This is a genomic window from Psychroflexus sp. S27 (genome assembly GCF_002810405.1).
Lineage (GTDB): Bacteria > Bacteroidota > Bacteroidia > Flavobacteriales > Flavobacteriaceae > Psychroflexus > Psychroflexus halocasei_A.
Genome location: NZ_NEXQ01000024.1, coordinates 411,943 through 432,680, shown reverse-complemented (window position 1 = coordinate 432,680; position 20,738 = coordinate 411,943). Strand labels below are relative to the sequence as shown.

General features: G+C 35.3%; 33 protein-coding genes. 2 read left to right on the top strand and 31 right to left on the bottom strand.

Annotation, left to right across the window (positions count from 1 at the left end; genetic code table 11):
- Position 1: 1 nt before the first annotated feature.
- Together groL and CAP47_RS09805 are read left to right on the top strand one after the other, a co-directional pair.
- Positions 2–1,636 (top strand): chaperonin GroEL, encoded by a 1,635-nt coding sequence (groL, locus tag CAP47_RS09810; RefSeq protein WP_100776439.1) that lies wholly within the window; start codon positions 2–4, stop codon positions 1,634–1,636.
- 134 nt (positions 1,637–1,770) lie between these two features.
- On the top strand, positions 1,771–3,237 hold the full coding sequence (locus CAP47_RS09805) for a S10 family peptidase (RefSeq protein ID WP_100776438.1): 1,467 nt from the start codon (positions 1,771–1,773) through the stop codon (positions 3,235–3,237).
- A gap of 77 nt (positions 3,238–3,314) precedes the next feature.
- Here the strand turns inward: CAP47_RS09805 and CAP47_RS09800 are convergent, their stop codons facing one another.
- The 31 genes from CAP47_RS09800 to rplC all read right to left on the bottom strand — a co-directional run bounded on the left by CAP47_RS09800 (position 3,315) and on the right by rplC (position 20,735).
- Entirely contained in the window at positions 3,315–4,595 is a 1,281-nt protein-coding gene (locus CAP47_RS09800) for a citrate synthase (protein ID WP_093237811.1), read from the bottom strand.
- A gap of 131 nt (positions 4,596–4,726) precedes the next feature.
- Positions 4,727–6,019 carry a phosphopyruvate hydratase gene (gene eno, locus CAP47_RS09795; RefSeq protein ID WP_100776437.1) on the bottom strand — a complete coding sequence of 431 codons (1,293 nt, stop codon included), beginning with the start codon at positions 6,017–6,019 and terminating at the stop codon, positions 4,727–4,729.
- A 155-nt stretch (positions 6,020–6,174) separates the two neighbouring features.
- Positions 6,175–7,278 carry a glutamine-hydrolyzing carbamoyl-phosphate synthase small subunit gene (carA, locus tag CAP47_RS09790; protein ID WP_100776436.1) on the bottom strand — a complete coding sequence of 368 codons (1,104 nt, stop codon included), beginning with the start codon at positions 7,276–7,278 and terminating at the stop codon, positions 6,175–6,177.
- A 73-nt stretch (positions 7,279–7,351) separates the two neighbouring features.
- Positions 7,352–7,837 (bottom strand): 50S ribosomal protein L17, encoded by a 486-nt coding sequence (gene rplQ, locus CAP47_RS09785; RefSeq protein WP_093237819.1) that lies wholly within the window; start codon positions 7,835–7,837, stop codon positions 7,352–7,354.
- Positions 7,838–7,860: 23 nt separating this feature from the next.
- Entirely contained in the window at positions 7,861–8,853 is a 993-nt protein-coding gene (locus CAP47_RS09780; RefSeq protein WP_093237822.1) for a DNA-directed RNA polymerase subunit alpha, read from the bottom strand.
- 18 nt (positions 8,854–8,871) lie between these two features.
- Positions 8,872–9,477, bottom strand: coding sequence for a 30S ribosomal protein S4 (gene rpsD, locus CAP47_RS09775; protein ID WP_100776435.1), 606 nt, complete (start codon positions 9,475–9,477; stop codon positions 8,872–8,874).
- 63 nt (positions 9,478–9,540) lie between these two features.
- Positions 9,541–9,924, bottom strand: coding sequence for a 30S ribosomal protein S11 (gene rpsK, locus CAP47_RS09770; RefSeq protein ID WP_093237828.1), 384 nt, complete (start codon positions 9,922–9,924; stop codon positions 9,541–9,543).
- A 7-nt stretch (positions 9,925–9,931) separates the two neighbouring features.
- Complete coding sequence (rpsM, locus tag CAP47_RS09765) at positions 9,932–10,306, bottom strand: 30S ribosomal protein S13 (RefSeq protein ID WP_093237830.1); 375 nt, start codon at positions 10,304–10,306, stop codon at positions 9,932–9,934.
- A gap of 2 nt (positions 10,307–10,308) precedes the next feature.
- A complete protein-coding gene (gene ykgO, locus CAP47_RS09760; RefSeq protein WP_003442659.1) occupies positions 10,309–10,425 on the bottom strand; it encodes a type B 50S ribosomal protein L36 in 117 nt (38 codons plus the stop codon).
- 5 nt (positions 10,426–10,430) lie between these two features.
- A complete protein-coding gene (gene infA, locus CAP47_RS09755; protein WP_073192298.1) occupies positions 10,431–10,646 on the bottom strand; it encodes a translation initiation factor IF-1 in 216 nt (71 codons plus the stop codon).
- A gap of 2 nt (positions 10,647–10,648) precedes the next feature.
- Positions 10,649–11,986 carry a preprotein translocase subunit SecY gene (secY, locus tag CAP47_RS09750; RefSeq protein ID WP_100776434.1) on the bottom strand — a complete coding sequence of 446 codons (1,338 nt, stop codon included), beginning with the start codon at positions 11,984–11,986 and terminating at the stop codon, positions 10,649–10,651.
- 11 nt (positions 11,987–11,997) lie between these two features.
- Positions 11,998–12,450 carry a 50S ribosomal protein L15 gene (gene rplO / locus CAP47_RS09745; protein WP_100776433.1) on the bottom strand — a complete coding sequence of 151 codons (453 nt, stop codon included), beginning with the start codon at positions 12,448–12,450 and terminating at the stop codon, positions 11,998–12,000.
- A gap of 2 nt (positions 12,451–12,452) precedes the next feature.
- Entirely contained in the window at positions 12,453–12,632 is a 180-nt protein-coding gene (gene rpmD / locus CAP47_RS09740; protein WP_093237839.1) for a 50S ribosomal protein L30, read from the bottom strand.
- A gap of 4 nt (positions 12,633–12,636) precedes the next feature.
- Positions 12,637–13,161: a 30S ribosomal protein S5 gene (rpsE, locus tag CAP47_RS09735; RefSeq protein WP_093237841.1), complete on the bottom strand. Its 525-nt coding sequence runs from the start codon at positions 13,159–13,161 to the stop codon at positions 12,637–12,639.
- Between the two features lie 3 nt (positions 13,162–13,164).
- The gene (rplR, locus tag CAP47_RS09730; RefSeq protein WP_100776432.1) at positions 13,165–13,521 is read right to left on the bottom strand and encodes a 50S ribosomal protein L18; all 357 of its coding nucleotides are present in this window, start codon (positions 13,519–13,521) and stop codon (positions 13,165–13,167) included.
- 8 nt (positions 13,522–13,529) lie between these two features.
- Positions 13,530–14,078: a 50S ribosomal protein L6 gene (gene rplF, locus CAP47_RS09725; RefSeq protein WP_093237845.1), complete on the bottom strand. Its 549-nt coding sequence runs from the start codon at positions 14,076–14,078 to the stop codon at positions 13,530–13,532.
- 19 nt (positions 14,079–14,097) lie between these two features.
- Entirely contained in the window at positions 14,098–14,496 is a 399-nt protein-coding gene (rpsH, locus tag CAP47_RS09720; RefSeq protein WP_093237848.1) for a 30S ribosomal protein S8, read from the bottom strand.
- A gap of 19 nt (positions 14,497–14,515) precedes the next feature.
- The gene (rpsN, locus tag CAP47_RS09715; RefSeq protein ID WP_093237851.1) at positions 14,516–14,785 is read right to left on the bottom strand and encodes a 30S ribosomal protein S14; all 270 of its coding nucleotides are present in this window, start codon (positions 14,783–14,785) and stop codon (positions 14,516–14,518) included.
- A 2-nt stretch (positions 14,786–14,787) separates the two neighbouring features.
- Complete coding sequence (gene rplE / locus CAP47_RS09710) at positions 14,788–15,339, bottom strand: 50S ribosomal protein L5 (protein ID WP_100776431.1); 552 nt, start codon at positions 15,337–15,339, stop codon at positions 14,788–14,790.
- A gap of 2 nt (positions 15,340–15,341) precedes the next feature.
- Entirely contained in the window at positions 15,342–15,653 is a 312-nt protein-coding gene (rplX, locus tag CAP47_RS09705; protein WP_100776430.1) for a 50S ribosomal protein L24, read from the bottom strand.
- A 10-nt stretch (positions 15,654–15,663) separates the two neighbouring features.
- A complete protein-coding gene (gene rplN, locus CAP47_RS09700; RefSeq protein ID WP_093237860.1) occupies positions 15,664–16,032 on the bottom strand; it encodes a 50S ribosomal protein L14 in 369 nt (122 codons plus the stop codon).
- Between the two features lies 1 nt (position 16,033).
- Positions 16,034–16,291: a 30S ribosomal protein S17 gene (gene rpsQ, locus CAP47_RS09695; protein ID WP_100776429.1), complete on the bottom strand. Its 258-nt coding sequence runs from the start codon at positions 16,289–16,291 to the stop codon at positions 16,034–16,036.
- An 11-nt stretch (positions 16,292–16,302) separates the two neighbouring features.
- Positions 16,303–16,497 carry a 50S ribosomal protein L29 gene (rpmC, locus tag CAP47_RS09690; protein ID WP_394330486.1) on the bottom strand — a complete coding sequence of 65 codons (195 nt, stop codon included), beginning with the start codon at positions 16,495–16,497 and terminating at the stop codon, positions 16,303–16,305.
- 4 nt (positions 16,498–16,501) lie between these two features.
- Positions 16,502–16,921: a 50S ribosomal protein L16 gene (rplP, locus tag CAP47_RS09685; protein ID WP_093237866.1), complete on the bottom strand. Its 420-nt coding sequence runs from the start codon at positions 16,919–16,921 to the stop codon at positions 16,502–16,504.
- A gap of 21 nt (positions 16,922–16,942) precedes the next feature.
- Complete coding sequence (gene rpsC, locus CAP47_RS09680; protein WP_093237869.1) at positions 16,943–17,650, bottom strand: 30S ribosomal protein S3; 708 nt, start codon at positions 17,648–17,650, stop codon at positions 16,943–16,945.
- Positions 17,651–17,658: 8 nt separating this feature from the next.
- Positions 17,659–18,066, bottom strand: a complete 408-nt coding sequence (gene rplV, locus CAP47_RS09675) for a 50S ribosomal protein L22 (protein ID WP_093237872.1) — start codon at positions 18,064–18,066, stop codon at positions 17,659–17,661.
- Between the two features lie 6 nt (positions 18,067–18,072).
- Positions 18,073–18,351, bottom strand: a complete 279-nt coding sequence (rpsS, locus tag CAP47_RS09670) for a 30S ribosomal protein S19 (protein ID WP_093237875.1) — start codon at positions 18,349–18,351, stop codon at positions 18,073–18,075.
- Positions 18,352–18,356: 5 nt separating this feature from the next.
- Entirely contained in the window at positions 18,357–19,184 is an 828-nt protein-coding gene (gene rplB / locus CAP47_RS09665) for a 50S ribosomal protein L2 (RefSeq protein WP_100776428.1), read from the bottom strand.
- Positions 19,185–19,193: 9 nt separating this feature from the next.
- Complete coding sequence (rplW, locus tag CAP47_RS09660) at positions 19,194–19,484, bottom strand: 50S ribosomal protein L23 (RefSeq protein WP_100776427.1); 291 nt, start codon at positions 19,482–19,484, stop codon at positions 19,194–19,196.
- Between the two features lie 7 nt (positions 19,485–19,491).
- Positions 19,492–20,121: a 50S ribosomal protein L4 gene (gene rplD / locus CAP47_RS09655; RefSeq protein ID WP_100776426.1), complete on the bottom strand. Its 630-nt coding sequence runs from the start codon at positions 20,119–20,121 to the stop codon at positions 19,492–19,494.
- Positions 20,121–20,735 (bottom strand): 50S ribosomal protein L3, encoded by a 615-nt coding sequence (gene rplC / locus CAP47_RS09650; RefSeq protein ID WP_100776425.1) that lies wholly within the window; start codon positions 20,733–20,735, stop codon positions 20,121–20,123. Before rplC ends, rplD begins: the two co-directional genes overlap by 1 nt.
- Between the last annotated feature and the right edge of the window lie 3 nt (positions 20,736–20,738).

Here is a 20,738-nt window from a genome sequence, read left to right as displayed (position 1 = left end):
AATGGCAAAAGACATTAAATTCGATATAGAAGCAAGAAACGGAATTAAACGCGGTGTAGATGCATTAGCTAACGCTGTAAAAATCACATTAGGACCTAAAGGACGTAATGTTGTCATCAGTAAATCATTTGGTGCACCAACGGTTACTAAAGATGGTGTGAGTGTTGCTAAAGAAGTAGAGCTTGAAGATGAGCTTGAAAACATGGGCGCACAAATGGTGAAGGAAGTTGCTTCAAAAACTAACGATTTAGCCGGTGATGGTACAACAACTGCAACTGTTTTAGCACAAGCAATTGTACATGAAGGACTTAAAAACGTTGCTTCAGGTGCGAACCCTTTAGAACTTAAAAAAGGAATCGATAAGGCTGTCGCTGCAATCACTGAAGAACTAGCTAAACAAACAATGGAAGTTGGTGATTCTTCAGATAAAATTAAACAAGTTGCCTCTGTATCAGCTAACAACGATGAGCATATTGGTGAGTTAATCGCTGAAGCTTTTGGTAAAGTTGGTAAAGAAGGTGTCATTACTGTTGAAGAAGCAAAAGGAACAGAAACTTATGTTGATGTTGTAGAAGGAATGCAGTTTGACAGAGGTTACTTATCTCCATACTTTGTAACTGACAGCGAAAAAATGATTGCTGATTTAGAAAGTCCTTACATTCTTATCGTTGATAAGAAAATCAACGCAATGAAAGATCTTTTACCAATTCTTGAGCCAGCTGCTCAAAGTGGTAAACCTTTATTGATTATCGCTGAAGACATTGAAGGTGAAGCATTAGCAACATTAGTTGTCAATAAATTAAGAGGTTCATTGAAGATTGCTGCTGTTAAAGCGCCAGGTTTTGGTGATCGCCGTAAAGCGATGCTAGAAGATTTAGCAATCTTGACAGGCGGAACAGTTATCTCTGAAGAAAGAGGCTTTACTTTAGAAAATGCAACACTCGATATGCTTGGTACAGCTGAGAATATCACAATTGATAAAGACAACACAACAATCGTTAATGGGGCTGGAGATTCAAGCAACATTGAGAACCGTGTGAATCAAATCAAATCACAAATGGAGCAATCTACTAGTGATTATGATAAAGAAAAACTTCAAGAACGTTTAGCTAAACTTTCTGGTGGTGTTGGTGTTCTTTATGTTGGTGCTGCATCTGAAGTAGAAATGAAAGAGAAAAAAGACAGAGTTGATGATGCACTTCATGCAACAAGAGCTGCTGTAGAAGAAGGCATTGTCGCAGGTGGTGGTGTTGCACTTATCAGAGCTTTAAACGTCATCAAAAATATAAAAGCTGAAACAACAGATGAAAACACAGGTTTAAAAATTGTTGCTAAAGCGATTGAAGCTCCATTAAGAACAATCGTTGAAAATGCAGGTGGTGAAGGTTCTGTAGTCATCAACAAAGTACTTGAGGGTGACAAAGGATTTGATGCCAAAACAGAGACATATGTTGACATGTTTGAAGCAGGAATTATCGACCCTAAGAAAGTAACAAGAATTGCACTTGAAAATGCAGCCTCTGTTGCAGGTATGATTTTAACAACCGAATGTGCTCTTGTCGATATCAAAGACGAGAATGAAGGCGCAGGCGGTGGAATGCCTCCAATGGGTGGCGGAATGCCAGGCATGATGTAAGATTTACATTTTCATAAAAAACAATTAGCTGTCTCATTTCGAGGCAGCTTTTTTTGTTTTTAAACTAATCCATTATATTAATGTCTTAGAAACAAGAGATTTTCAATAACTTTAAACTCAAAAATTATTTTAAAATGAAAAAAGTATTACTCCTTGTTGCATTGGTGAGTTTGACAAGCTTAACAGCACAAAATAACCCTGTAACAACTCAACATTCAGTCAATGTTAATGGTCAAAATATCAAATACATTGCTGAAGTTGGGACACTTCCTTTAAAAAATGAAGTCGAAAAGGAAATCGCTTCTATACAATATACTTATTACAAAAAGAGCAATAGCAAAAAGGAAACTCGAGAAAGGCCTCTATTAGTTTCATTTAATGGCGGCCCAGGTTCCGGTTCTGTATGGATGCACTTAGCATACACAGGCCCTCGAGTTTTAAAAATCTCAGATGAAGGTTTTCCTGTTCAACCTTTTGGTTACAAAACAAATCCTCACAGTGTTTTAGACGTCGCTGATATTGTTTATGTAAACCCTGTCAACACAGGTTATTCTAGACCAGTTCGTGATGAAGATGGGAAATTTGATAAGTCTAAGTTTTTTGGTGTCAATGAAGATGTCAATTATTTAGCACAATGGTTAAATCAATTTGTGACTAAAAAAGATAAATGGTTAGCTCCAAAATTTTTAATCGGTGAAAGTTACGGAACAACACGTGTTTCTGGTTTAGCGCATGCCCTACAAAATCAATATTGGATGTATCTCAATGGTGTGATTTTAGTCTCTCCAACAGAGCTTGGTATAGATATCTCTGGACCTGTTGAAATTGCCAATAGATTACCATATTTTGCAGCAGCAGCTTGGTATCACGATAAGTTAGATCAAAAATATTTAGACATGCCTATTTTAGATTATCTTGATCAAGTTGAAGATTTTACAATTAATAAATTGACTCCAGCTCTTTTAAAAGGAGGATTTTTAGAAGAAAACATCAAAGAAAATATGGCTCAAAAAATGAGTGAATACGCAGGTATTGATAAAAATATTTTTGTAGAAAATAACTTAAACGTTTCATATAACTTATTCTGGAAATCTATTAAAAAAGAAGATGGCTTCACAGTTGGTAGGTTAGATTCTAGATACTTAGGTCTTGATGAAAGAGCAGCTGGCGAAAGACCTGATTATAACGCTGAATTGACATCATGGCTACAGGCTTTTACACCTGCAATTAATGCTTACTACAAAAATGAATTAAATTACGACACTGATTTAAAGTATAACATGTTTGGAAGTGTATACCCTTGGAACAGAAAGAATAACAGAACAGGCAAACAGTTACGTCAAGCAATGGCGCAAAATCCAAGTTTGAATGTTATGATTCAATCAGGATTATATGATGGTGCAACGACTTATTTCAATGCAAAATATGTCATGAGACATATTGATGCAAGTGGTCGTTTACAAGATCGATTTGATTTTAAAACTTATGAAAGTGGTCACATGATGTATCTTAGAAAAGCTGACCTCAAGACTGCAAATAATGACATCAGAGAATTCATTTTAAAATCGATTCCAGAAGATGGAAAACCTATTAAATACTAAACTTCATCATTTAAATAAATGAAAAAAGCCTGAGTTAATATTAACTCAGGCTTTTTTATAATAGCAAACTCAATGGATTATCTCTGATCCATAGGTTTGTAACTTCTTAATTTCTCTCCAGTATAAACTTGACGTGGACGTCCGATAGGCTCTTTACCTAATCTCATTTCTCTCCACTGTGCAATCCATCCTGGTAAACGACCTAAAGCAAACATCACTGTAAACATTTCAGTTGGAATGCCTAAAGCTCTATAAATAATTCCAGAATAAAAATCAACATTAGGATATAGCTTTCTTTTGACGAAGTAATCATCTTCTAAAGCTTCTTTTTCAAGACCTTTTGCAATATCGAGAATTGGATCTTCAACACCTAAATTACCTAAAACATCATCAGCTGATTTTTTAATGATACGTGCACGTGGGTCAAAGTTTTTGTAAACACGGTGCCCAAAGCCCATCAATCTAAAAGGATCTTCTTTATCCTTAGCTTTTTGCATGTACTTTTTAGTATCACCACCATCTTCTTTTATGCCCTCAAGCATTTCAATCACAGCTTGGTTAGCACCACCGTGAAGTGGTCCCCAAAGTGCAGAAATACCAGCAGAGATAGATGCAAATAAACCAGCATGCGAAGAACCAACAACTCTAACAGTTGACGTAGAACAGTTTTGCTCGTGATCAGCATGTAAAATCAATAATTTATTTAATGCAGAAGCAATCACAGGATCAACTTCGTAATTTTGGTTCGCTTTCTTAAACATCATTTTTAAGACATTCTCAACGTAACCTAAAGAATCGTCACCGTAATCAAGTGGTTGGCCAGTACGTTTTCTCAATGCCCAAGCACAAAGCACTGGGAATTTTGCCAAAAGCTTGATAATCGCATTATACATATCTTCTTTAGACTCAACATTGACTGAAGAAGGGTTAAACGCGATTAAAGCATTAGTTAATGAAGACACAACGCCCATTGGGTGAGCTGATTTCGGAAAGCCATCTAAGATTTTATGCATCTCCTCATCAACATTAGATTCGGCTTTTATGTCATCGTAAAATTTATTTAATTCTGATTCAGATGGTAATTCACCAAAAATCAATAAGTAAGCAACTTCTAAAAAGCTAGCATTCTCAGCTAAGTCTTCAATCGAATAACCTCTATATCTTAAAATACCTTCTTCTCCATTTAAAAAAGTAATTGCACTTTCACAAGAACCTGTATTTTTAAATCCTCTATCCAAAGTAATCAAACCTCCAGTTTGAGCTCTTAAAGTCGATATATCGATAGCATACTCATCTTCTGAACCTTTAGTTACCGGAAATTCATAAAATTTTCCGTCAAATTCAATCTTAGCTTTCATATATTATTATAATTTAATTTCGGTTTTCACAAATTTAATAAATCTAACGCAAACTTAGCCTTTAAGGTTCTTAATTATAATGCTCAAATAGCACGTCTAGCGTTAAATTTTTCAAAAATAAATAGCTTTGCTTACATCTTGATTTTAAAAGCATCTTTTCCTGGGTAATAAGCTAATTCACCAAGGGCTTCTTCAATGCGTAAAAGTTGATTGTATTTTGCCATACGATCACTACGAGAAGCTGATCCAGTTTTGATTTGACCTGTATTTAATGCAACAGCTAAATCAGCAATTGTATTATCTTCAGTTTCTCCAGATCTGTGTGACATCACAGCGGTATAACCAGCATTTTGAGCCATTTGTACTGCTTTAATTGTTTCAGAAAGCGTTCCGATTTGATTCACTTTAATCAATATTGAATTCGCTATATTGTTCTTAATTCCTTTATTTAAACGCTCAACGTTGGTCACAAATAAATCATCACCGACAATCTGCACTTTATCTCCTATTTTTTCTGTTAGGATTTTCCATCCATCCCAATCATCTTCATCCATTCCGTCTTCAATTGAAATAATTGGATACTTTTCACATAATTTAGCCAAGTAGGACGCTTGTTCTTCTGATGATCGTATTTGACCTTGATCACCTTCAAACTTTTGGTAATTATATTGACCATCTTCATAAAATTCTGCAGCGGCGCAATCAAGTGCAATCATAATATCTTCTCCAAATTTATAGCCTGCAAGTTCAACAGCTTTAGCGATAGAATCAATAGCATCTTCAGTTCCATCAAGTTCTGGCGCAAACCCACCTTCATCACCTACCGCAGTACTCAGGTTTCTATCTTTAAGGACTTTTTTTAGATTATGAAATATTTCAGAACCCATTTGCATTGCTTGCGTAAAATCTTCAGCTGTCACCGGCATAATCATAAATTCTTGAAAGGCAATTGGCGCATCACTATGTGAACCTCCATTAATAATATTCATCATTGGCACTGGTAACATATTGGTGTTAACGCCACCGATATAACGATAAAGCGGTAAACCAAGTTCGTTTGCAGCAGCTTTTGCACAAGCAATAGAAACACCTAAAATCGCATTAGCTCCTAAAACAGACTTATTATCTGTACCGTCTAACTCGATAAGAAGTTGATCAATTTCAGATTGTTCAAAAACAGAAATACCCAACAACGCATCTGCGATAATTGTATTGACGTTATTAACAGCTTTTAGAACAGATTTACCCATGTAAGCTTTATCATTATCACGAAGCTCCACAGCTTCATGTTCGCCTGTCGATGCTCCAGAAGGAACAGCAAAGCGACCTAAAGTCTCTGTCTCAGTAATGACGTCAACTTCAACAGCAGGGTTACCTCTTGAATCAAAAATTTGTCTTGCATGAATATCTAATATTGCGCTCATAATTATTATTTTAGATGAGTCAGCAATTTACGAAATTGCCATATGATAAGGCTCTTTTAATGGTAATAAATCTATCTTAAAAGCATCAATTTCAAACAAGAAACTCCACTTACATTTACGATAAGTGGAGTTTATTTAGTTTAGAAAAACTGAGTTTAAGCGTTCTGCATCAATTCGATGAAATCATCAAAAAGATACATTGCATCATTTGGTCCTGGAGAGGCTTCAGGATGATATTGTACTGAAAAAGCTGGCTTCGTTTTGTGACGTATTCCAGCCAAAGTATGATCATTAAGATGGACATGTGATATATCAACATCACGATGATTCTCAGCTGATTCACGATCGACAGCAAAACCATGATTTTGTGAAGTTACTTCATCTTTACCAGTCAGTAAATTCTGAACAGGATGATTGATACCTCTGTGCCCATTGTGCATTTTAAAAGTAGAAATTCCTAATGACTGTGCTAAAATTTGGTGCCCAAGGCAAATACCAAAATAAGGCATATCAATCTCTAGATAATGTTTAGCAATTTCAGTGGCATTTTTTAAAGGAGATGGATCTCCTGGACCATTTGAAACAAAAAAACCATCAAATTTATAGTCTTTTAAAGTTTCTAATTTAGTATCAAAAGGAAAAACAGTTAGGCGACAGTTTCTTTTCTTTAACTCTCTAATGATATTTTGCTTAATGCCTAAGTCTAAAATACCAACATGGTATTGTGGATTATCAACAGCTACTTCATATATCTCTTTAGTAGAAACTTGAGAAGCTAGTTCTAAGCCATTCATAGATGGATGAGCTGAAAGTTTTTCTTTTAGAAAATCAATACCTAAACTCAATTTACCAATAACAGCATTCATTGCACCATGCTTACGAATGTGTCTGACTAAAGCTCGTGTATCAACATCAGAAATCGTATGAAGCTTATTTTGAGAAATAAAATCAGAAAGAGATAAATCAGAATCAACGCGAGACGGATTCAATGCAAAGTTTTTACAAACCAAACCTGATATTTGAACTTTTGAAGATTCCATATCTTGGTTATTGGTTCCGTAATTACCAATATGAGCATTGGTAGTCACCATAATTTGACCAAAATATGATGGATCAGTAAAGACTTCTTGATAACCAGTCATACCAGTGTTAAAGCAAATTTCACCTAATGCATAATTAAGGTCACCGACTGCCTTCCCATGAAAAATTGTTCCATCTTGAAGGAGAACGACAGCATTTTCTGTTTGATTGTATTTCATAAGTTTAGGGTATAAAAAAAGGGATAAATGCGACTTTATCCCTTTCAAAAATTATTTAAGAATTTGAATAGATTTATTCATTATCTTTATTTTCTTCTTTAGAATCCTCAGCAGTTGTTGCTGATTCAGTTTCTTTAGATTTCTTACCTGCTCTACGCGTCGATTTCTTTTTAGAAGATTTCTCATCTAAAGAGTAAACCTCATTGAAGTCAACTAATTCTATCATTGCCATATCTGCAGCATCCCCTAGTCTATTTCCAAGCTTAATGATACGTGTGTATCCACCTGGTCTGTCAGCAACTTTAGGAGCAACCTCTCTAAACAATTCAGCAACAGCATATTTGTCTTTCAATGAAGAAAAAACTAATCTTCTGTTATGTGTATTGTCAAGTTTAGATTTAGTAATGATAGGCTCAACAAACTTGCGCAAAGCTTTAGCTTTAGCGACAGTTGTGTTAATTCTTTTATGTTGTATAAGAGAACATGCCATGTTAGACAACATCGCTTTTCTGTGCGAAGATGTTCTGCTTAAATGATTAAATTTCTTTCCGTGTCTCATCTTTTAACGTTTTAGACTTTGAGTTAGTCTTTATCTAATTTATATTTTGAAAGATCCATACCGAAATCAAGACCTTTACTTTCGACAAGTTCTTCTAATTCAGTAAGAGATTTTTTACCAAAATTTCTAAACTTCATTAAATCACTTTTGTTGTAAGAAACTAAGTCACCTAAAGTTTCAACTTCTGCAGCTTTTAAACAGTTAAGCGCTCTCACAGATAGGTCAAGGTCAACTAGTTTAGTTTTCAGTAGCTGTCTCATGTGAAGTGATTCTTCATCATAAGTTTCTGCATGTGATAATTCATCAGCCTCAAGTGTAATTCTCTCATCTGAGAATAACATAAAGTGGTGAATTAAAGTTTTAGCAGCTTCTGTTAATGCATCTTTAGGTTGTATAGAGCCATCACCGATAATTTCGAAAACAAGTTTCTCATAATCCGTTTTTTGCTCAACACGATAGTTTTCGATACTATACTTTACATTTTTGATTGGTGTAAAGATAGAATCAACGAAAATAGTTCCTAAAGGTGCTTTATCGTTTTTGTTTTCTTCAGCCGTGACGTAACCTCTACCTTTTTCTAAAGTCAACTCTATATTAAGAGAAACTTTAGAGTCAAGATTACAGATAACCAAGTCTGGGTTTAAGACATCAAATCCAGTAATGAATTTTTGGAAGTCACCAGCTTTTAATTGATCGCTACCTGAAAAAGAGATTGAAACAGTTTCATTATCAACATCCTCAAGTTTTTTTCTAAAACGAACTTGCTTAAGGTTTAGAATAATTTCTGTAACATCTTCTACAACTCCTTTGATCGTTGAAAATTCATGATCGACTCCTTCTATTCTAACAGAAGTAATCGCGAAACCTTCAAGGGAAGAAAGTAAAACTCTGCGCAATGCATTACCAACAGTTAAACCATAACCAGGTTCTAGTGGTCTGAATTCGAATTTACCCTCAAAATCAGTAGAATCAATCATGATTACCTTATCGGGCTTTTGGAAATTAAATAATGCCATAGTTTTTACTGTAAGTGATTATTTAGAGTATAACTCAACTATAAATTGTTCGTTGATGTTTTCTGGAATTTGGATACGCTCAGGAATACTAACATAAGTACCTTCAAGCTTTTCACTGTTCCATGTCATCCATTCGTAAGTTTTACTCGAATTTGCTAAAGAATCTTTGATAGTGATAAGAGATTTAGATTTCTCTCTAACACCAACAACATCGTTAGGCTTTAATTGATAAGAAGGAATGTTAACGAGAGATCCGTTAACAGTGATATGTTTGTGAGAAACAAGTTGTCTTGCAGCGCTTCTTGTCGGAGCAATGCCTAATCTGTAAACAACATTATCAAGTCTAGACTCACATAATTGTAATAAGATTTCACCAGTAATACCAGCTCTCTTATTTGCTTTTTCGAAAAGGTTTCTAAATTGCTTTTCTAAAATTCCGTATGTGTACTTCGCTTTTTGCTTTTCGGTTAATTGAAGTGCATACTCAGATTTTTTTCCACGTCTTCTGTTGTTTCCATGTTGACCTGGAGGATAATTTCTTTTTTCAAAAGACTTATCTTCACCGAAAATTGGTTCACCAAATTTTCTAGCAATTTTAGTTTTTGGACCAGTATATCTTGCCATTTTATAACTTTGTTTGTGTCATGGATTAAGGTCTCACTTCCTCCGATGACGTTAGTAATTTAATTAAACGCGACGTCTTTTTGGTGGACGACAACCGTTGTGTGGAATTGGAGTAATGTCAATAATTTCAGTCACTTCAACACCTGAATTATGTAAAGATCTGATTGCAGATTCACGTCCATTACCAGGACCCTTCACATAAACCTTTACTTTTCTTAATCCAAGATCGTAAGCAACTTTTGCAGCATCTTCGGCAGATAATTGAGCAGCGTAAGGCGTATTTTTCTTACTTCCTTTGAAGCCCATCTTACCAGCTGATGACCATGAGATGACATCTCCGTTTTTATTAGATATAGAAACAATAACGTTGTTAAAAGAAGCAAAGATATGTGCTTCACCTATTGAATCTACAACTACTTTTCTTTTCTTAGCTGTTGACTTTGCCATAATTTAATTATTTAGTTACTTTCTTTTTGTTAGCAACTGTTTTTCTTCTCCCTTTACGTGTTCGAGAGTTATTTTTAGTTCTTTGGCCTCTTAATGGTAAGCTCATACGATGACGGATACCACGATTACTACCAATGTCCATCAAACGCTTGATGTTCATTTGAACTTCTGAACGTAATTCACCTTCAATGGTAAATTCTGATACAGCACTTCTAATTCTACTTATTTGCTCATCAGACCACTCAGAAACTTTTAAGTTTTCGTCAACGTCTGCTTTTGCTAAAATATCTTTAGCTCTACCGTTCCCAATTCCAAAGATGTATGTTAAAGAAATAACACCTCTTTTTTGTTTAGGAATATCAATACCTGCGATTCTAGCCATAATTATCCTTGTCTTTGTTTAAATTTAGGATTCTTCTTATTAATTACATAAAGTCTGCCTTTTCTACGGACAATTTTGCAATCAGAACTTCTTTTTTTAATTGATGCTCTAACTTTCATAACATTTAATATCTATAAGTTATTCGAGCCTTCGTTAAATCGTAAGGGCTCATTTCTAGTTTTACTTTATCTCCTGGCAAAAGTTTAATATAATGCATTCGCATTTTACCAGAGATATGTGCTGTGACAACGTGTTCGTTTTCCAGCTCTACTCTAAACATTGCATTAGACAATGCTTCGATGATCGTTCCGTCTTGTTCTATAGAAGGTTGTTTAGCCATAATTAAGCGACTGCTTTTCTATTTTTACTATTTTTCATTAATCCATCATAATGCCTATTCAACAAGTATGAATTAACTTGTTCAATAGTATCAATTGCTACACCGACCATAATTAATAGTGATGTTCCTCCGAAGAATAATGCCCAACCTTGCTGAACTCCTAATAATGAAATTACAGCTGGGAATACAGCGATAATTGCAAGAAATATAGAACCCGGTAAGGTAATTTGAGACATAATTCTATCTAAAAATTCTGCTGTTTCAGAACCTGGACGTATGCCAGGAATGAATCCACCGCTTCTTTTCAAATCGTCAGCCATCTTATTCGTCGGTACTGTAATCGCAGTATAGAAGAAAGTGAAGACAACAATTAGCAATCCAAACACTAGGTTGTACCAGAATCCAAAAATATCTTGGAATGCTGCAGTAACACCTTGTGCCGCATCGCTTTCTGAAAGACCCGCAACGGCTGCCGGAATAAACATAATTGCTTGCGCAAAAATGATTGGCATAACACCAGAAGCATTTAACTTTAAGGGAATAAATTGTCTAGCGCCACCGAATGACTGTTTTTCAAACTTACCAGACGCAGATTTTCTTGCGTATTGTACTGGTATTTGTCTTACAGCTCTAACAAGCATAATTGATGCATAGATAATCACAAACCAAATCACTAATTCAATCAAGATCATAATCAACCCTCCATTACTTTCAGAGACACGAGAACTAAGTTCTTGCAAGAAAGCTTGAGGAAGAGTTGCTATAATACCAACCATAATTAATAATGAAATACCATTTCCAATTCCTTTATCAGTAATTCTTTCTCCTAACCACATTGCAAAAATACAACCTGTTGTTAGAATAACCACAGAAGAAGCAACGAAAGTAAAAGAACTTTCAAGCAAAAATGCGTTAGGAGGAAGCGTGTTAAATAAATTGTAGATATAACCTGGTCCTTGTACTAAAGTAATCCCGATTGTTAACCATCTAGTAATTTGAGTGATTTTCTTTTGACCACTTTCACCTTCTTTTTGAAGTTTTTGAAGATATGGAATGGCAATTGTCATTAATTGAACAACAATAGAGGCAGAGATGTAAGGCATAATACCCAACGCGAAAACGGAAGCATTAGAAAATGCACCTCCAGTGAAAGCGTTTAATAAACCTAACAAACCTCCATCAGTTTGTCTAGCAAGACTGTCTAAAGCTGCTGCATCTACACCAGGAAGAACAACTTGAGCACCAAATCTGTACACCAATAACAAGCCAAGAGTTAAAAGAATACGATTCTTTAACTCTTCGATCTTCCATATATTTTTTAAAGTATCAAAAAACTTCATAAATTTCTGTCTTAAATAGTTTCAATTTTTCCACCAGCCGCTAAAATAGCTTTTTCTGCTGATTTAGAAAATTTATTTGCACTAACGTCAACTTTAGATTTTAATTCTCCAGAACCTAAAACCTTAAGAGGTTTATTTTTATTGATTAAATTAAGTTCGATTAAATCATCTATAGATAATTTATCTGACACTTTTTTATCATCAATAAGCTCTTGAATTTTATCCAAGTTGATTGTTTGATACTCAACACGGTTTGGATTAGTAAATCCAAATTTTGGAAGACGTCTTTGTAAAGGCATTTGACCACCTTCAAAACCAAGCTTACGAGAGTATCCTGAACGAGACTTTGCTCCTTTATGACCTCTACCAGCTGTTCCTCCATTACCTGAAGCTTCACCTCTTCCGCGACGTTGAGATTTTGATTTTACTGAACCTTTGGCAGGTTTTAAATTATGTAACTCCATACTTATATTTCTTCTACAGTAACTAAGTGATTAACTTTGTTGACCATACCTTGAACAGATTTAGATAAATCTAAAGTATTCGATTGGCCAATTCTCTTCAATCCTAAGGCCTCAAGTGTTAACTTTTGATCCTTTCGGCGATTGATCGCGCTTCTAACTTTGGTAACTTTTATTTTTGCCATGATTCTATCCGTTAAAAAGTTTATCAAGTGTAATTCCTCTTTGCTTAGCTATCACCTCAGGACTTCTCAATCTCAGTAAAGCATCAAAAGTAGCTTTGACCATGTTATGAGGGTTTGAAGATCCTTGACTTTTAGATAAAACATCATGAATACCTACAGATTCAAGTACGATTCTGATAGGACCACCTGCGATAACTCCAGTACCTTCAGATGCTGGAATTAAAAGCACACGACCTCCACCATATTTTCCTAAAATTTCGTGAGGAATCGTTTTTTTGTAAAGTGGAATTCTCACTAAGTTTTTCTTAGCGTCTTCTACTGCCTTAGAAATTGCTTCTGCAACCTCTTTAGACTTTCCTAAACCTTGACCAACAACACCTTCTTCGTTACCAACGACAACAATAGCAGTAAATCCAAAAGCTCTACCACCTTTAGTTACCTTTGTTACACGTTGAACTCCAACAAGTTTGTCTTTAAGATCAAGTCCGCCAGGTTTTACGGTTTCAACATTTTTATATTTATGAAACATACTTTAAAATTTTAATCCACCCGAACGGGCGCCTTCCGCTAATGATTTAACTCTACCGTGATATAAATAACCTCCTCTATCGAAAGAGACAGCTTCGATGCCTTTACCTAAAGCTTTCTTGGCAATTGCCTCTCCAACTTTAACAGAAGCATCTGTCTTGTTAAGACCATCAATATTCATATCCTTATCTCTTGATGAAACTGCAGCGATAGTAACGCCTTGCACATCATCAATTAACTGTGCATAAATGCACTTGTTACTTCTATATACAGAAAGTCTAGGTTTATTTTCAGTACCCTTAATGTTCTTACGAACACGATTTCTGATTTTTTTTCTTCTTACTTCTTTTGAAAATGCCATAACTAAAATTAAGCTGATTTACCTGCTTTTCTTCTTATATATTCTCCAACATACTTCACACCTTTACCTTTGTAAGGTTCTGGAGCTCTAAACGATCTAATTTTAGCAGCGACTTGTGTGACAAGTTGCTTATCAAAAGAACTTAATTTGATAATTGGATTTTTACCTTTTTCACTCACAGTTTCTACCTTAACTTCAGGAGCTAAGTTTAAAACGATGTTATGTGAAAAGCCAATCGCTATATCTAATTTTTGACCTTGACTAGATGCTCTATAACCAACACCTACAAGTTCAAGTTCTTTTGTAAAGCCTTCAGAAACACCTTCAACCATATTGTTGATCAATGCTCTGTATAGACCATGCTTAGATTTCATGTCTTTTTTCTCAGATGGACGCTCAAGTAAAACCTGATTGTCTTCTAACTTCACAGTGATGTCTTCAACTTTTTGTGTCAACTCACCTAATTTACCTTTTACGGTAATTACGTTAGTTTTATCGTCAAAAGTTACTGTGACGCCATCTGGTATATTTACTGGACTTTTTCCTATTCTTGACATTACTTTAATTTTTGATATATTAGTAAACGTAACAAAGGACTTCACCACCAATATGCTCACGCTGAGCTTGTCTTCCTGTCATCACTCCGTGAGAAGTTGACATAATAGAAATACCAAGACCATTAAGGACACGTGGAATTTCTGTATGGTTAGCATATTTTCTTAAACCAGGCTTACTGGCTCTTTCTATATGCTTAATAACAGGATCGTTATTGTGTTTGTCGTACTTTAACGCTATCTTGATGATGCCTTGTTTGCTATCATCCATAAATTTATAACTAAGAATATAACCTTGATCAAATAAGATTTTGGTCATTTCTCTTTTTAAATTAGAAGCAGGTATCTCAACAACTCTATGCTTTGCCAAAACCGCGTTTCTAATTCTTGTTAAATAATCTGCAACTGGATCTATATTCATTTTGATTATTTTTAATTGGTTACCAACTGGCTTTTTTAACGCCAGGAATTAATCCTTTGTTGGCCATTTCTCTGAACATAACACGTGAAAGACCAAATTGCCTCATATAACCTTTAGGTCTTCCTGTTAATTTACATCTATTATGTAATCTAACTGGAGAAGCATTTTTTGGAAGCTTTTGTAATGCATCATAGTCACCAGCTTCTTTCAAAGCTTTTCTCTTTTCAGCATACTTATCAACCATTTTTTGTCTTTTCACCTCACGGGCTTTCATTGATTCTTTTGCCATAATTACTTCTTTTTAAAAGGTAAACCTAATTCAGTTAATAATGATTTAGCTTCTTGGTCTGTGTTAGCAGTTGTTACAAAACTAATATCTAAACCTGAAATTCTATTGACACGGTCAATATTTATTTCTGGAAAGATAATTTGTTCTGTGACTCCTAAGTTGTAATTACCTCTACCATCAAAACCACTTGGATTGATTCCTTGAAAATCACGAACACGTGGAAGTGCTGATGTGATTAAACGGTCTAAGAATTCATACATTCTATAACCTCTCAAAGTCACTTTAACACCAATAGGCATTCCTTTTCTAAGTTTGAAAGAAGCAACGTCTTTCTTAGAGTAAGTTGTAATTGCTTGCTGACCTGTAATTTGAGCAAACTCTTCTAAAGAGTGATCGATCAATTTTTTATCAGCTATAGCGTCACCAATACCTCTACTAAGAACAATCTTAGTTAATTTAGGCACCTCAAATCTATTTGAATAGCTATACTCTTCTGTTAGAGAGTTTAGAATTCTATTTGAATATTCTTCTTTTAATCTTGGTACGTAAGTCATAATTAAATTACTTCTTTTGTCTTCTTAGAAATTCTAAGCTTTTTACCATCCTCATATTTGTAACCAACACGTGTTGTTTGATTATCTTTAGTGAGTAGCGAAACATTAGATAAATGGATAGGTGCTTCTTTTTCAGTAATTCCACCTTGTGGATTTGAAGCTGAAGGTTTCTGGTGTTTAGAAATCATTCCAACACCTTCAACAATAACTCTATTTTTATCTTTAAGGATTTTCACTACTTTTCCCTCTTTGCCTTTGTCATCACCCGCGATTACGCGAACTTGATCATCTACTTTTATCTTAAACTTCTTCATGTTAAATAGATTAAAGCACTTCTGGTGCTAGTGATATAATTTTCATGAATTTGTTATCTCTCAATTCTCTAGCGACTGGGCCAAAAACACGAGTTCCTCTCATTTCCCCTGTTGGGTTTAATAAAACACAAGCGTTATCATCAAAACGAATATACGATCCATCAGGACGTCTTATTTCCTTTAAAGTTCTAACAACAACCGCTGTAGATACAGCACCTTTCTTGATAGCTCCGTTTGGAGTTGATTCTTTAACACTGACCACAACTTTATCACCAACAGACGCATAACGTCTCTTAGTACCACCGAGCACTCGAATAACAAGCACTTCTTTTGCGCCAGTATTGTCTGCTACTTTTAATCTTGATTCTTGTTGTACCATTTTATTTTGCTCTTTCTATTACATCAACTAACCTCCAGCGTTTTGACTTGCTCATAGGTCTAGTTTCCATAATCTTTACAGTATCGCCTTCATTACATGTGTTTTCTTCATCATGCGCAACATACTTCTTCGTGTTCAAAACGAACTTTCCATATAATGGATGTTTCATTTTCTTCACCTCAGAAACAACAATAGATTTTTCCATTTTGTTGCTTGTAACGATACCGATACGTTCTTTTCTTAAGTTTCTTTTTTCCATGTTAATTAGAATTATTCTAATTCTCTTTTTGAAATCTCTGTATAGATTCTCGCTATAGTTCTTCTCTCTTCTTTAATTTGAGATGGATTATCTAAAGGAGATACTTGATGAGTTAATTTTAACTCATTCAATTTTGCTTGTGAATTTGTCAATGCTTCTTGTAAATCAGATACTGACAATTCTTTTATTTCAGACTGCTTCATCATATTATTATTCTTGGTAGTCTCTAGCTACAATAAATTTAGTTTTCACAGGTAATTTTTGAGCTGCAAGACGTAAAGCCTCTTTTGCAACTGCTTCAGGCACTCCGCCTATTTCAAAAATAATTCGTCCTGGCTTAACAACTGCAGCATAATATTCAACCGCACCTTTACCTTTACCCATTCTTACTTCAAGAGGCTTTTTTGTAATTGGCTTGTCTGGAAAAATTTTAATCCATAACGAACCTTCTCTTTTCATGTAACGAGTAGCAGCAATACGCGCAGCTTCTATTTGACGTGAGTTAATAAAAGAAGCGTCTAAAGATTTTATTCCAAAAGTTCCGTTTGAAAGTCTATGCCCTCTTCCGGCATTACCTTTCATTCTTCCCTTCTGATGTTTACGATACTTTGTCCTTTTTGGCTGTAACATTTTTTAATCTTTATTGATTAATTACTTTCTACGACGTGCTTTACGACGTGCTTTTCCTTTATTATCCTTTTTAGACATGCCGACTAACGGAGAAAGTTCACGTTTACCATAAACTTCACCTTTCATAATCCACACCTTAACACCCAAACGACCATAAGTCGTATGCGCTTCAGCTAAAGCGTAATCAATATCAGCTCTAAAAGTTGATAAAGGAATTCTTCCTTCTTTGTACGATTCAACACGCGCCATTTCTGCGCCATTCAATCGTCCTGAAATTTGGATTTTAATCCCTTCTGCATTCATTCTCATAGCAGCCGCAATAGCCATTTTTGTTGCTCTTCTATAAGAAATTCTGTTTTCGATTTGTCTTGCAACACTAGCTGCAACCAATTCTGCATCAAGCTCTGGTCTTTTGATCTCAAAGATATTGACCTGAACTTCCTTGCTTGTAATCTTTTTAAGCTCTTCTTTCAACTTGTCTACCTCTTGACCACCTTTCCCGATAATAATACCAGGGCGAGCAGTAGTGATAGTAACGGTTACAAGTTTAAGTGTGCGCTCAATGATTACACGCGATACGCTCGCTTTTGAAAGACGTGCATGGATATACTTTCTAATTCTGTCGTCTTCGGCAAGATTATCTCCATAATCGTTACCACCGTACCAGTTAGATTCCCAACCTTTAATGATACCAAGTCTGTTACCAATTGGATTTGTTTTTTGTCCCATATTCTTCCTTAGCTTTGCGTATTATTATTTTCACCAAGTATCAACGTTACATGGTTTGATCTTTTACGAATTCTATGCGCACGACCTTGCGGTGCTGGACGCAATCTTTTTAGCATACTTCCACTATCTACTTTGATTTCTTTGACGTACAAGTCAGCAGTTTCAATATCCTGATCCTCGTTTTTTTGCTGCCAATTTGAAATTGCAGATAATAATAGTTTCTCCACTCTACCTGAAGCTTCTTTAGTAGAAAACTTCAAAAGGTTTAAGGCATCATTGACTTTCTTTCCTCTGACAAGGTCAGCAACAAGCCTCATTTTTCTTGGCGAAGTCGGACAGTTATTCAACTTAGCAAAAGCAAGATCTGCTTTAGCTTCTTTCAGTCGAGCTGCACTTTCTCTTTTTCTTACTCCCATGACTTATTACTTTTTACCTTTGTTTTTAGATCCTTGATGACCTCTAAATGTTCTCGTTGGAGAAAACTCTCCTAACTTATGTCCGACCATGTTTTCTGTAACAAAAACAGGCACAAACTGTCTCCCGTTGTGAACGCCAATTGTTTGACCAACGAAATCAGGGACAATCACAGATGCTCTTGACCAAGTCTTGATAACATTTTTCTTACCAGACTCAACATTCTGAGCAACTTTTCTTTCTAATTTATAATGGACAAACGGTCCTTTTTTTAATGAACGAGCCATATCTATTATTTCTTTTTACGTTCTATAATGTGCTTATTGCTTTGCTTAGTTCTAGACCTAGTTCTAAAACCTTTAGCTGGCAGTCCTTTTCTTGATCTTGGATGACCTCCTGAGGACTTACCTTCACCACCACCCATCGGGTGATCAACTGGGTTCATAACTACTGGTCTAGTTCTTGGTCTTCTTCCTAACCAACGTGAACGACCTGCTTTACCAGAAACGATTAACTGATGATCACTGTTCGAAACAGCACCAACCATAGCTAAACAATCCCCTAACACCATACGTACTTCACCTGAAGGTAATTTAATAGAGACATAACGCCCCTCTCTAGCTGTTAATTGCGCAAAAGTTCCTGCACTTCTCGCTAAAACAGCTCCTTGCTCTGGCCTAAGCTCAACACAAGAAATAATAGTACCAAAAGGAATTTTTGACAACGGCATAGCGTTACCAACTTCTGTTGGAATATTATCGTCTCCTGAAATAATTGACTGCCCAACTTTTAATCCGTTTGGCGCTATGATGTATCTTTTCTCACCATCTTCATATTTCAATAAAGCGATATAAGCCGTACGGTTTGGGTCATATTGTATTGACTCAACGACAGCTTCTACACCTTTCTTATCTCTTTTAAAATCGATAAGTCTGTATCTTCTCTTATGACCACCACCAATGTAGCGCATGGTCATTTTCCCTTGGTTGTTACGACCACCAGACTTTTTTATCGGAAAAAGTAATGACTTTTCCGGCTTATCAGTTGTTACAACGTCGTTATTGTTGACAACTTTAAAACGCTGGCCTGGAGTTACTGGTTTTAATTTTTTAACCGACATTCTATCTTTTTAAAGATTATTATATATATCAATAGTGTCTCCTTCAGAGACTTTGATCATTGCTTTCTTGTAAGAGTTTGTCTTACCAGACACAATTCCTGTCTTCGTATATCTTGTCTTAAATTTAGGCAAAACACGCATAGTTCTTACTTGGTCTACTGAAACACCATAAATAGATTCGACCTCATTCTTGATCTGAACCTTGTTTGCTTTCTCATCAACTAAGAAAACAAAAGTGTTAGCTGTCTCACTTAAATGTGTAGACTTTTCAGTAATTAATGGTTTAATAATGACACTCATAATTAATTTATTTACCTAAAATTTCTTGCAAAGACTCAATTTGAGACTCAGCGATGTATAATACATTAGAATTCATAACAGCGTAAGTGTTTAATTCTGAATGACTTACAACATTTGAGCGCTCTAAATTTCGCGCTGACAAATATACATTTTTATTTTCTGCATTCAACACAAATGTAGATTTTTTATCAGTTGCCTTAAATGCTTCTAAAACTTTAATAAAGTCTTTCGTTTTTGGTGTATCAAAAGAAAAATCTTCGATAACAAACAAATGATCAGCTGCCATTTTCTGTGACAATGCCGAACGACGTGCTAAACGTTTAACTTTTTTATTAAGCTTTTGACTATAATCACGAACTCTAGGACCAAAAACACGCCCACCACCTCTAAAGATTGGAGACTTAATACTACCAGCACGTGCGGTACCAGTACCTTTTTGTTTTTTAATCTTACGAGTACTTCCTTTAATCTCAGCTCTTTCTTTTGCCTTATGCGTTCCTTGACGTTTATTAGCTAAGTGCTGCTTAACATCTAAATAGATCGCATGATCGTTTGGCTCAATAGCGAACACAGAATCTAAAATATCGATTTCTCGTCCTGTTTTCTGGCCATTTATATCTAAAACTGCTACTTTCATTATTTAAGAATAGTTACGTAAGAGTTTTTACTTCCTGGAACACACCCTTTAATAACAAGGATATTTTTCTCAGGAACAACTTTTAAAACTCTAAGATTTTGAACTTTAACTTTTGTGTTTCCCATTTGACCAGCCATTCTCATCCCTTTGAAAACTCTTGCAGGATAAGATGCAGCACCTACAGAACCTGGAGCTCTAAGGACGCTTTGCTGACCATGTGTTTTCGTAGACCCTCTAAAGTTGTGTCTCTTGACAACACCCTGAAAACCTTTACCTTTTGATGTACCTTGAACATCAACAAATTCTCCTTCAGAGAAAATATCAACAGTCACTGCATCACCTAAAGCATGTTCTTCTTCAAATCCTTGAAATTCGATAACTTGTCTCTTAACAGAAGTGCCAGCTTTTTTGAAGTGACCTAAGTCAGCTTTGGTGGCATTTTTGTCTGATTTGTCATCGAAACCAAGTTGAAGAGCACTATACCCGTCAACCTCTTCGGTTCTGACTTGGGTAACGATACACGGGCCAGCTTCGATTACTGTACATGGAATATTCTTTCCATTTTCATCGAAAAGGCTTGTCATACCGATTTTCTTTCCTATTAACCCAGACATATT

Bases quoted from the DNA above. Each gene is read 5' to 3' on its own strand.
- groL (WP_100776439.1), top strand. From the start codon at position 2: ATGGCAAAAGACATTAAATTCGATATAGAAGCAAGAAACGGAATTAAA.
- CAP47_RS09805 (WP_100776438.1), top strand. From the start codon at position 1,771: ATGAAAAAAGTATTACTCCTTGTTGCATTGGTGAGTTTGACAAGCTTA.
- CAP47_RS09800 (WP_093237811.1), bottom strand. From the start codon at position 4,595: ATGAAAGCTAAGATTGAATTTGACGGAAAATTTTATGAATTTCCGGTA.
- eno (WP_100776437.1), bottom strand. From the start codon at position 6,019: ATGAGCGCAATATTAGATATTCATGCAAGACAAATTTTTGATTCAAGA.
- carA (WP_100776436.1), bottom strand. From the start codon at position 7,278: ATGAAATACAATCAAACAGAAAATGCTGTCGTTCTCCTTCAAGATGGA.
- rplQ (WP_093237819.1), bottom strand. From the start codon at position 7,837: ATGAGACACGGAAAGAAATTTAATCATTTAAGCAGAACATCTTCGCAC.
- CAP47_RS09780 (WP_093237822.1), bottom strand. From the start codon at position 8,853: ATGGCATTATTTAATTTCCAAAAGCCCGATAAGGTAATCATGATTGAT.
- rpsD (WP_100776435.1), bottom strand. From the start codon at position 9,477: ATGGCAAGATATACTGGTCCAAAAACTAAAATTGCTAGAAAATTTGGT.
- rpsK (WP_093237828.1), bottom strand. From the start codon at position 9,924: ATGGCAAAGTCAACAGCTAAGAAAAGAAAAGTAGTTGTAGATTCAATA.
- rpsM (WP_093237830.1), bottom strand. From the start codon at position 10,306: ATGGCTAGAATCGCAGGTATTGATATTCCTAAACAAAAAAGAGGTGTT.
- ykgO (WP_003442659.1), bottom strand. From the start codon at position 10,425: ATGAAAGTTAGAGCATCAATTAAAAAAAGAAGTTCTGATTGCAAAATT.
- infA (WP_073192298.1), bottom strand. From the start codon at position 10,646: ATGGCTAAACAACCTTCTATAGAACAAGACGGAACGATCATCGAAGCA.
- secY (WP_100776434.1), bottom strand. From the start codon at position 11,986: ATGAAGTTTTTTGATACTTTAAAAAATATATGGAAGATCGAAGAGTTA.
- rplO (WP_100776433.1), bottom strand. From the start codon at position 12,450: ATGGAGTTACATAATTTAAAACCTGCCAAAGGTTCAGTAAAATCAAAA.
- rpmD (WP_093237839.1), bottom strand. From the start codon at position 12,632: ATGGCAAAAATAAAAGTTACCAAAGTTAGAAGCGCGATCAATCGCCGA.
- rpsE (WP_093237841.1), bottom strand. From the start codon at position 13,161: ATGTTTCATAAATATAAAAATGTTGAAACCGTAAAACCTGGCGGACTT.
- rplR (WP_100776432.1), bottom strand. From the start codon at position 13,521: ATGGCATTTTCAAAAGAAGTAAGAAGAAAAAAAATCAGAAATCGTGTT.
- rplF (WP_093237845.1), bottom strand. From the start codon at position 14,078: ATGTCAAGAATAGGAAAAAGTCCAGTAAATATACCAGATGGCGTCACA.
- rpsH (WP_093237848.1), bottom strand. From the start codon at position 14,496: ATGAATATAGATCCAGTTGCAGATTATTTAACAAGAATTAGAAACGCG.
- rpsN (WP_093237851.1), bottom strand. From the start codon at position 14,785: ATGGCAAAAGAATCAATGAAAGCCCGTGAGGTGAAAAGACAAAAAATG.
- rplE (WP_100776431.1), bottom strand. From the start codon at position 15,339: ATGACTTACGTACCAAGATTAAAAGAAGAATATTCAAATAGAATTCTA.
- rplX (WP_100776430.1), bottom strand. From the start codon at position 15,653: ATGAAGAAGTTTAAGATAAAAGTAGATGATCAAGTTCGCGTAATCGCG.
- rplN (WP_093237860.1), bottom strand. From the start codon at position 16,032: ATGGTACAACAAGAATCAAGATTAAAAGTAGCAGACAATACTGGCGCA.
- rpsQ (WP_100776429.1), bottom strand. From the start codon at position 16,291: ATGGAAAAAAGAAACTTAAGAAAAGAACGTATCGGTATCGTTACAAGC.
- rpmC (WP_394330486.1), bottom strand. From the start codon at position 16,497: ATGATGAAGCAGTCTGAAATAAAAGAATTGTCAGTATCTGATTTACAA.
- rplP (WP_093237866.1), bottom strand. From the start codon at position 16,921: ATGTTACAGCCAAAAAGGACAAAGTATCGTAAACATCAGAAGGGAAGA.
- rpsC (WP_093237869.1), bottom strand. From the start codon at position 17,650: ATGGGACAAAAAACAAATCCAATTGGTAACAGACTTGGTATCATTAAA.
- rplV (WP_093237872.1), bottom strand. From the start codon at position 18,066: ATGGGAGTAAGAAAAAGAGAAAGTGCAGCTCGACTGAAAGAAGCTAAA.
- rpsS (WP_093237875.1), bottom strand. From the start codon at position 18,351: ATGGCTCGTTCATTAAAAAAAGGACCGTTTGTCCATTATAAATTAGAA.
- rplB (WP_100776428.1), bottom strand. From the start codon at position 19,184: ATGTCGGTTAAAAAATTAAAACCAGTAACTCCAGGCCAGCGTTTTAAA.
- rplW (WP_100776427.1), bottom strand. From the start codon at position 19,484: ATGAGTGTCATTATTAAACCATTAATTACTGAAAAGTCTACACATTTA.
- rplD (WP_100776426.1), bottom strand. From the start codon at position 20,121: ATGAAAGTAGCAGTTTTAGATATAAATGGCCAGAAAACAGGACGAGAA.
- rplC (WP_100776425.1), bottom strand. From the start codon at position 20,735: ATGTCTGGGTTAATAGGAAAGAAAATCGGTATGACAAGCCTTTTCGAT.